4 protein-coding genes are annotated in these 4,576 nt (G+C 59.5%); all 4 read right to left on the bottom strand.

Annotated elements, in window-relative coordinates; all coding sequences use genetic code 11:
- Nucleotides 1-588: 588 nt before the first annotated feature.
- The 4 genes from QZ302_RS08725 to aroB all read right to left on the bottom strand — a co-directional run bounded on the left by QZ302_RS08725 (nucleotide 589) and on the right by aroB (nucleotide 4,106).
- Nucleotides 589-1,590, bottom strand: a complete 1,002-nt coding sequence (locus tag QZ302_RS08725) for a malate dehydrogenase (protein ID WP_294594530.1) — start codon at nucleotides 1,588-1,590, stop codon at nucleotides 589-591.
- 44 nt (nucleotides 1,591-1,634) lie between these two features.
- Nucleotides 1,635-2,669: a YeiH family protein gene (locus QZ302_RS08720; protein ID WP_294594532.1), complete on the bottom strand. Its 1,035-nt coding sequence runs from the start codon at nucleotides 2,667-2,669 to the stop codon at nucleotides 1,635-1,637.
- Nucleotides 2,670-2,849: 180 nt separating this feature from the next.
- The gene (locus tag QZ302_RS08715) at nucleotides 2,850-2,996 is read right to left on the bottom strand and encodes a hypothetical protein (protein WP_294594529.1); all 147 of its coding nucleotides are present in this window, start codon (nucleotides 2,994-2,996) and stop codon (nucleotides 2,850-2,852) included.
- 48 nt (nucleotides 2,997-3,044) lie between these two features.
- Nucleotides 3,045-4,106, bottom strand: a complete 1,062-nt coding sequence (aroB, locus tag QZ302_RS08710) for a 3-dehydroquinate synthase (protein ID WP_294594527.1) — start codon at nucleotides 4,104-4,106, stop codon at nucleotides 3,045-3,047.
- Between the last annotated feature and the right edge of the window lie 470 nt (nucleotides 4,107-4,576).

Here is a 4,576-nt window from a genome sequence, read left to right as displayed (position 1 = left end):
GAGCCGCGCGGGCCGAACCTCTCCCCTCGGGAGGCCCGCAACACGCCGCTCGCGCGTCGAGAGTTGCCGTTCCTCCCGGGTGTCCGATCCGCTTTGTTAAAGAGGTAGTGAATTAGGGATTGCTTTCGCGGCCGGAGCCTGCGGGGCCCAAAAGCAACGTCAGTTGCGGGCCTCCGCGGCGGGAGGCTTCGGCCCGGGCGGCTCTTCGAACCGCAGGATTCAGCTCAAAAGTAGGGTAGAGGCTGTCTAATATTAGGGTAGCTCCTGCCCCTTGCCCACCGCGGGCCCGCGGCGTTTATTCCGAGAGGCAGCGCAACGGAAGAGCGAGACCACGGATATCCGAATTGCTCGGCTGAGTCGCATTCGGCAGGAAACGTAAATAGTAGCCCCGCGTATCATCGCTCGAAGCCGACCAGACGGAACCCTCACTTCCGACGCTCAGTAGTGCATCCTTACTGCTATTGCTGCGGAAGCCCGGGGCGGCGGATGAGAGGACATTGTCAGACTGATCCTCAACAGAGCAAACGTAGCAGGGCCGGATCTTTGGAACAAAGATCCGGCCCTGCTGTCAATTTAAAATAACCCCGACTATTTCAAGTTAGGGTTTAATCCCGCCCATTCCGAAATGGCCGGAATGATACCCATGCCGATCACCTCGTCCCGCAACTTGCACAGGTGTCCGTAGCTCTGTTGCAGCGATTCGGTCTCCTGAGCTGTCCCGGTCGGTACCTTATAATGTACCCCGTCTTTGTCGATCGTGGTTTCCATCGCCATCATGATGTGGTCGAATCCCCCTTTCGAAACGTACACCCCTGCCGGCCAGCGGAAAGGAGCGCCGCCCATCGCTGCGCGGATCATTTCGACCGACACGTAAGCCGGGCTCTGAAACGACGACCGACCCCGGAGGTCGATGATCCGTTTCCCGCCCTGAATCACGTGTTGCCGGATGGCGGCCCACTGTTCGTCGGTCAGGGCCGGGGTGCCGATCAGCTCGGTCAGCGGTTTGCCGTCCACCTTGACGGTCGAAGCGAAAACGGCCATCTGTTCGCCGTGTCCGCCATACGTCCGGGCGTCGGTCACCCGGTCGTGCGCGATGCCGAAATGCTGTCCCAGCGCCGTCCGGAGCCGCGTGCTGTCCAAAGCGGCGAGGGTGCTGACCTGAGACGGCTTCAGCCCCGAATAGATCAGGGTGACGAGTCCGGTGATATCGGCCGGGTTGAAGATCACGACGACGTGTTTCACATCCGGGCAGTAGGTGCGGATGTCTTTCCCGAACTGGGCGGCGATTTCGGCATTCCCTTTCAGGAGGTCTTCGCGGGTCATTCCGGCTTTCCGTGCCGCACCGCCCGACGAGATGATGTATTTCGCGCCTTTGAGCGCTTCGGCGATGTCGTTGGTCCAGGTGAGGTTGATCCCTTCAAAACCGCAGTGGTACATCTCTTCGGCCATCCCTTCGAGCGCTGGGGCGAACGGGTCGTAGGCACAGATGTTCGGGGTGAGGCCCATCATGATGGCGGTCTGTACCATGTTCGAACCGATCATGCCGGCGGCGCCGACGATGGTGAGCTTTTCGTCTGTCAGGAAGTTCATAAATATTGGTTTTTAGTTGTTTGTGTCGTTTTTACAACCCGGCGTTACATCAATGCCGGAGCGAGGTATCGGGCCAAAAGGTATCCGCCGCCCATCAGCCACACGAAGAGGATAGCGGCCAGTATAAAGGGTTTGACGCCTGCTTTGCGAAACTTCTCGATGCTGGTTTCGGCTCCGAGCGCGGTCATGGCCATAGTCAGCAGGAAGATGTCCAATTGTTTGAGGAAGGCGATCACTCCTTCGGGCAACAGGCCGAACGAGTTGAAAGCGATGACTCCCAAAAAGCCTACGGCGAACCACGGAATCGACACTTTGCCGCTTCCGTTGTCAGAGGTTGCTGCCGTGTTGCCGCGTTGCTGCAATTTTCGTGCCCGTGCGCGCGCGATGGCGAAGCCAAGAAGCAGCAAGACCGGGACGAGCATCATCACCCGGATCATCTTGACGATGACGGCCACGTCGGCCACTTCGTCGCCCATGGCGTTTCCGGCTCCCACGGCGTGGGCCACTTCGTGCAGCGTCGCGCCGGCATAGAGCCCCATCTGTGCCGGGTCGAGCTCCAGGATGCCGTTCCGGTACAGAGCGGGGTAGAGGAACATGGCGATCGTCCCGAAGATCACGACGGTGGAGACGGCTACGGCGGTTTTATAAGGTTTGCTGTGGATGGTGGCTTCGGCTCCGAGCACGGCTGCGGCGCCGCAAATGCCGCTCCCGACGGAGGTCAGCAGGGCGATTCCGCGATCCATTTTCAAGAGTCGTCCGATCCAGATCCCGCCGTAGATGGTTCCGGCGACGATCACGGCGTCGATCACCAAAGCGGCCCAACCGACTTGTACGACATCCTGGAAGGTGAGGTTGAAGCCGTACAGGATGATCCCGATCCGCAGCAGTCGTTTGGAACAGAAGAGGATGCCGGGCACCCAGGTGGCCGGCAGCCGGTTGCGGAGGCTGTTGGCGTAGAGCATTCCGAGTATGATCCCGACGATCAACGGGCTGAGCGAGAGGCTGCTCACCCAGCGGGTCTCGGCGATCCAGAAAGCGGCGCAGCTGAACAGGGCGATCAGCAGTACGCCGTGTAGCATATTTCCGCGGTGTTCACTGAGTTTCATATTTTTCTCTGCGGTTTGTGTGCTTGAAACGGTAGGGGCTGGGGCTTATTGTTTATGGGCAGTCCGATTTCGTTTTAATTGGGGTCGAGGTGCCTGTTGCTTGGGGTAGCTTTTGGGTAGACACGGCTGTCTTTCGAGTACCTTTCGCCCTGTTTATTCCGAGAGGCAACGCAACTGAAAACCATGGGCGCGGTAGTCTGAATAGCCAAGTCCGAGACTCGTCACGCTGAAAAGCAAGTCCAAACCATAGATGTCGCTTGTGACGGAAGACCAGACGAACCCGCAGTTGGCTATGCCCATCAGCGCGCCCGAATGGGAATAGCGGTGGCCCGGGGCGGGAGTATCTTGCTATAAAGTGTCCGTAATCAGCGTCTCCAACTCTGTCAGCGGCATTCGGCGACGAACCGATCGGCCGAGTCCGGATGGCAAGACGAAATCGATTTCCTGCGCTTCTCGTTTTTTATCTGCCTCAACGGCGGCAATCAACTGCGATGCAGTGACTTCGAGCGTGGGATCGATCGAGGTCGGCAGCCCCATTCCGCGAATTGCTCGGGCAATCCGGGCCTCTTCATCTGCCGTGAGCAGGCCGGCTTTAACGGCTACTCCGGCAGCCACGCTGAGACCGATGGCTACCGCCTCGCCGTGCAGGTAATGTCTCGTGCATTTCTCGATCGCATGGCCGAAAGTATGGCCCAGGTTCAACAGTTTCCGTTCGCCATGTTCCTGTTCGTCCGCCGCTACTACCCGGGCTTTCAGTCCGACTGTGGCGAAGAGGATGCGGTGGAGTAGTTCCGGGTTACCGGTCAGTGTCTCGAATGTCTCTCCTTCGAAGGCTTCGAACAGGGCGGCGTCGCCGATCAATCCGCACTTGATGGCTTCGGCCAGACCGGCTCTCAACTCCCGTGCGGGGAGTGTCGCGAGCATCGTCTGGTCGCACAGCACGAAGTCCGGTTGGTTGAAAACTCCGATTTGGTTTTTATAGCCGTCCAGATTGACGCCGTTCTTTCCGCCGACGCTTGCATCGGCCTGAGCGAGCAGGGAGGTGGCTACGAAACCGAAGCCGCTCACGCCGCGCATATAAACCGAGGCGACGAATCCGGTGATGTCTGTCACGATGCCGCCGCCGATGCCGACGATATACGAGCCGCGGTCGGCTTCCATTCGGAGCAGCTCGCGACAGACTTGTTCTATGGTGGTCAGTGTTTTTTGTGTCTCGCCGAGTCCGATCTGGATATGGGGATAGCGTCCGATCAGTTCCGGATAGGATGCTGCCAGGTTCGGGTCGGTGATGACGATAGGGCGTCGTCCGGCGAGCAGCGTGTCGAGCAAGGGCAGGGCTTCGCCGATCACGATGCGCGACGGGGCTTCCGGTTTTCCCGGGCGCGGTACTGAAATTTCCTGCGTTTTCATCGGAGACAAAATTAACAATATTCTCCGGATGCGCGACGGGCGCGCGCGGCGGCGCGCATCGAAGAACTGGGCCGAGGCTGCCCGATCGGAGTGCCCGAAGGCACGGGCGCGGGAGAGGCGCGCCGAGGACGAATCTTACAAAAAGGTCGAGTTCTTGCGGTTCTTTGAACCGCCGGGCTTGCGCGCTGGACCTTCGGTCCACCCCCGGAGCGCGCAGCCCGAAACCGAAAGAATTGGGGCGAGTTTAGAGCTGTGTGTTGGGCTGAACTGTTGCGAACCCGGAAGAATAGGGTATTGCTTTGTCGGGTCGAAGCCTGCGGGGTCCAAAAGCAACGTTACTTGCGGGCCTCCGCTGGGGGAGGCTTCGGCCCGCGCGATTCTTCGAATCGCAAGCATTTTCCGTTTATTCCGAGAGGCACCGCAACTGACGACCGTCCGCACGGTTGCCCGTGCTGCTAGGGCCAAGGTCT

Origin of the sequence: uncultured Rikenella sp. (assembly GCF_910579375.1) — a bacterium.
Taxonomy (GTDB): Bacteria; Bacteroidota; Bacteroidia; order Bacteroidales; family Rikenellaceae; genus Rikenella.
This window is presented reverse-complemented; position numbering and strand designations above follow the sequence as displayed.